The following is a 4,928-nucleotide window of genomic DNA, read 5'->3' as shown; positions in this document are numbered from 1 at the left end:
TTTATGATGCGCTTACGATCCTAATAATGCTGATGGCTGGTTAACGGTTGGGGAGCCTGCGACTAGTTCAGAAGGTGCATTTAAGATTGATAATTGGATACCAAAAAATGCAACATGTTTACATGATGGTGACTATGTTCGATTGTCGAGAACCGATAAGTTCAAAGATTATTATTGGAACTGGAATGTTACAGGGTATTATTACACGAAGTATGCTAATGCTTCCGATTATTTAAGAGTTCATCGAATAGTACCAACTACAGAATGTATTACAAACGACGAGAGTGTATACCTATATGACCATTCTCTACTAGGTAATGACAAGTATCTATTACCTTATAGTTCTGGAATAGCATCAGAAGATATGCCGATACAATTGAATGGTCTTTTTACTATAAAAATGCCACCAATGATATATTCTGATTGGTCATACAAGCTTAGATATCAACCATAAACTGACCCCTCTGTGCGGACTTTTGTGCATTCTTGAATAGTTAGCTCTTAAGATCCTGTCTATGAATTACTTATACAAACAGTGACCTGAGTGAATGTATGGATTGAGCGGCTAAGGCTTCTAATTCCGCTTGTAGCTCTTGATACGTTTGCGCAGAGTCAGCACTTTTCTCAATGACTAAACACAGATCAAACAAGGCATGCAAACCTAAGCTGCCAGCTGAACCTTTCAATTTGTGTGCTAACGACTTAACGACCTGAGGCTGTTCCCTAGATTGGCGAAACTCGTGTAGGTATTCATGCGTGCAATCGGCGAACAGTTCAATGATTTCATTCATCTTGTCACGCCCTAGCACCTCAATATCCGCGAGTAGGATCCGCTCGTCCACGATCGGACGAGCGGATTTTTGGCTATCCGAGGTTACGTGCGTAGGCACAATCAACTCAACGGGTAAGGTATTGTGTTCAATACGTTGCTGGACAAGTTGTGCAAGATCTTCTTTGACTAAAGGTTTGGGCAAATAGCCATCAAAACCAGCTGCTAAATAGCTTTCCATCTCTTCATTAAACACATGCGCCGAAATAGCAACCATCGGTGTGGGGCGTAGATGCGAATACTGTTCACGTTCGATAATTTTGAGCTGCGCCAACAGCTCAACACCATTAACGTCAGGTAGATTAATATCGAGCAGTGCGATATCAAACCTGTCTTCACTAAACAGAACCCGAGCTTCAGCGCCTGTTTTCGCGGTGAGCACATTATGACCGAGACTGGTCAAAAACCCTTCAGCAACCATGCAGTTGACAGGGTTATCCTCCACCAGCAAGATGCTGGCCTCTCGCGTCGCGGCTATCGGCCTTTTAACCACGTCATTCACTGCCTCTCCTCGCTGTAAAGGAACAGTAAACTCAAAACGGCTTTCTTTGCCTAAATCTGATTCAAGCTTAAGCTCGCCGCCCATGGCTTCAACAAGCCGTTTGCTGATAGCCAAACCAAGCCCAGTACCGCCTTTGTAACTTTGCTCACTGGAAGCTTGAGTAAACGCATCAAACAGCCTGATTTGATCCTGTTCACTGACTCCAACACCGGAATCCGACACTTCAAATGTCACTTGATTAGGCATTTCAGCATCAAGACTGGCATAAATATCCACATAACCTTGATCGGTAAATTTGATGGCATTACCCACAAGGTTCGTCAGCACTTGACCTAAGCGAGTCATATCACCCACCCAAAAAGGAGCAACATCCAGTTCAATCTGCTTGGTAAATTCAAGCGACTTTTCTTCAGCACGTCCTTTCATCAGTTGGTAAACATCGTCCACCATTTGGTGCAAATTAAAGTTGGCATTGCGAATTTCTAAGTGTCCGGCCTCAATTTTTGAATAATCCAGCACATCATTCAAAATGGACAGCAAGGTGTGGCCGCTGCGGTTAATCACGTCCACATACTGGCGCTGTTGAACCGTTAATGGCATCTCTTGTAATAAACGAGCCGTGCCCAATACGCCATTCATTGGTGTGCGGATTTCATGGCTCATGGTGGCCAAAAATGCCGATTTAGCGCGGTTGGCTTGTTCGGCTAAGTTGCGAGCTTTAGCATGATTCAACACTTCCATATTGAGTTTCTTATTGGTGTGTTGTAATTGCTCTGTTCGCTCGGTAACCACTTCCTCTAAGTGCTCTTTATGTTCTTGTAACGCCTCTCTCGCCTGCGCCTCGCTTTCCGCTACCACTTTAAGAGACTGCGCGGTATTGCGAGCCGTGATGATCGCCTGCCCCATTTGCGCCAGTTCATCCTCTCCTTGGACTACCACTTCCACCTGCAGTTGCCCTTTTGCGATGGATAACAGTGCCGATGAATATTCAGCTAAACGTTTTACCACCGACAGATAGACGACCTTCCACATAATGAAAGCTGCAATGAGAAGGCCAACCAAGGTTAGTAAGGTCAATGTATACTGTGCCACGTTCAAGGTTGTAGAGAGCTGCTCAACAGCGAGGGTCGTTGTACGATTGGAGTCATCCACTAAGCGGCTGACGGTGGTATTGAGATCTGAAAACTGTAGTAAGGTATTTTGTGTGAGCGATTTCGCGACCTGCTCGTTATCATAACGTTGCTGCAAAACACTAAAAACCACTTTGCGCTTTTCCAGCGCATTGAGCAGCTCTGTCATTTGCTTCGAACGCGTCGGGTCTTCTACCGCGCGTACTCTGCGCTGCATGATGGTGAGGTTATGCAAAAACTCGGTTTGGATTTGTTGGATTCGCTCAACATCGGTAACCGTGCGTGTCTCTTCGATGTGGCTGAGCATTTTGAACGCCATTAAATGAAGCTCATGCAAGCGCTCTGAAAGATCGAGGTCCACTTCCACTAAAGCGTCTAACGCTTGGTACGCTTGTGACGTTTTATCGGCTTGTAGCAAGTCATAAATGTGCGTCACATTCGCCACTGCGATGGTACTTGTATTGAGCACTTGAGTGCATGTCAGCTCTTCCAATTGCAGCGCCAGTTGTCGCATCTCTTCCACTCGAACACTTAAGTCATGTTCCAGATACAACTTACGCTCAACCGTAATACCAAGCTGAGCCAATGTATCGATAACGCTTTGAACATCATTTTCTAGGCGCGTCAGCAGTTCTGAATCAAAAGAATCGGCACCCAACTGCTTGATGTGATTAAGCAAAGATTGAAGCTGATCGAAAAGCGCTTTGCCATACTGCTGGCGCTCTTGCTCTGTTTTAGAGTTGGTTAACATTTGCACAGACGTAATGATTCGTGTGCTTAACTCCGACACTTGACGCGCTTCCAGCATCGAAGGAATGGCAGAATTCACCACATTACGTTCGGTTTTAGCCACCAGCGAAAAACCAAACACACCGATCAACGCCGATAACAAAACGAGCAGGGCCATTGCCGAAAAGGACAACATTAATTTTCGGCCAATACTGGCTTTGGCTAACAACATGGCACCCAACCTCAAACATTACTTCTTAAGCAACCCGGAATGGGCTATATTTTGCAGTGTTTACTCACGTTATGCCAACGAATAGCGAATGCAATTGATCTTAAACCTTATTTCCCCAACGCTTTTACTGCTGATTTTAAGCTTGGTTAGCAGCACAACATTTGCCGAACCCCATAAGAAAGTCTGCGCTTTATACCCTCACCTCAAAGATTCCTATTGGTTATCTGTCAACTATGGAATGGTTGACGAGGCGAGAAAACAGAAGTTGAATTTACGCGTGTTAGAATCAGGTGGTTATCCTAATCACGAACGACAAAAAGAACAGCTTTCATTGTGCGTTCGTTGGGGCGCTGATGCGATCATTCTCGGTACAGTTGCGCCGGATCTTTACACAACGGACTTAAGTACATACGTCGCTTCTACGCCTGTGTTTGCAACGGTTAATCAACTCATTCTGAATCAGCAGCAGTCTGCGCGGCTACAAGGTCAAGTGGGTGTCGATTGGTATTGGATGGGGTACTACGCGGGAAAATATCTTGCTGACAAGCACCCACAAGGCAGTGGTAAAACTAAGATCGCTTTACTACTTGGTCCAAAAACAAGTGGAGGAACAAAACCTGTTAGCCAAGGTTTTTATCGCGCAATACAAGACAGCGATATCAACGTAGTGGAAAGCCTATGGGCAGATAATGATAAAGAACTGCAGCGTAATTTAGTACAACAAGCGCTGGAGCGAGCTGACCTTCGCTATATTGTGGGCAGCGCCGTCGCGATTGAAGCGGCGATCAGCGAATTGAGAACCTCAGGGATGACAAACCACATCGGTTTGGTGGCAACCTATTTAAGTCATGGCGTCTACCGCGGGCTGCTGCGTGGCCGAGTCGAATTTGCGCCAACGGATAAAATGGTCGAGCAAGGCAGGCTTTCCATTCAACAAGCTGCGGCTTTTTTCAATCAGCAACCTTATGAAAAAAAAGCCGCCCCGATTATCGAATCCTTAACGCCTATGTCACTCAATCCGCAGATAATTGCAGATTCGTTATCTCCATCTGAATATAGGCCGACTTTTAGCGTAAAAGAGATTGAATAAAAGTGGCGATTTCGCTATTTAACATACTGATTTGAATCATAGGGACTCTTCAATGCAAACAACGACTCGGACTATGCCTGCGCATAAGCATGTCGCTCTCGTCGCTCACGACAACTGCAAACCGGAACTACTTCGCTGGGTAAAATAAAATAAAGAAAAACTACAGCGCCATTTTTTATACGCGACAGGAACCACTGGCAACATGCTCAGCAAAGAGACTGGCCTTGCTATAAAAAGCATGATCAGCGGTCCTATGGGTGGCGACCAACAAATTGGCGCGTTGATTTCTCAAGGCAAAATTGATGTGTTGATCTTCTTCTGGGACCCACTCAATGCCGTACCGCATGATCCAGATGTAAAAGCTCTGCTACGAATTGCCAGCGTTTGGAACATTCCAGTTGCCACAAACCGCGCCA

General features: G+C 45.4%; 2 protein-coding genes and 1 pseudogene. 2 read left to right on the top strand and 1 reads right to left on the bottom strand.

Annotated features, from left to right (window positions below; translation table 11 throughout):
• Positions 1–524: 524 nt before the first annotated feature.
• On the bottom strand, positions 525–3,422 hold the full coding sequence (gene torS / locus VOR_RS0111070) for a TMAO reductase system sensor histidine kinase/response regulator TorS (RefSeq protein WP_010319771.1): 2,898 nt from the start codon (positions 3,420–3,422) through the stop codon (positions 525–527).
• Between the two features lie 88 nt (positions 3,423–3,510).
• Here torS and torT point away from each other — a divergent pair, with 88 nt between their 5' ends.
• Positions 3,511–4,512: a TMAO reductase system periplasmic protein TorT gene (gene torT, locus VOR_RS0111065; RefSeq protein ID WP_010319770.1), complete on the top strand. Its 1,002-nt coding sequence runs from the start codon at positions 3,511–3,513 to the stop codon at positions 4,510–4,512.
• A 52-nt stretch (positions 4,513–4,564) separates the two neighbouring features.
• Positions 4,565–4,928, top strand: a pseudogene (locus VOR_RS17905) (methylglyoxal synthase); the annotation flags it as partial.

Source organism: Vibrio ordalii ATCC 33509 (genome assembly GCA_000257205.1).
GTDB classification, from domain to species: domain Bacteria; phylum Pseudomonadota; class Gammaproteobacteria; order Enterobacterales; family Vibrionaceae; genus Vibrio; species Vibrio ordalii.
The sequence above is the reverse complement of the archived record's forward strand: the minus strand, read 5'-3'. Positions and strand labels throughout refer to the sequence as shown.

Coding starts and splice junctions, on each gene's coding strand:
- torT (WP_010319770.1), top strand. CDS start 3,511: ATGCAATTGATCTTAAACCTTATTTCCCCAACGCTTTTACTGCTGATT.
- torS (WP_010319771.1), bottom strand. CDS start 3,422: ATGTTGTTAGCCAAAGCCAGTATTGGCCGAAAATTAATGTTGTCCTTT.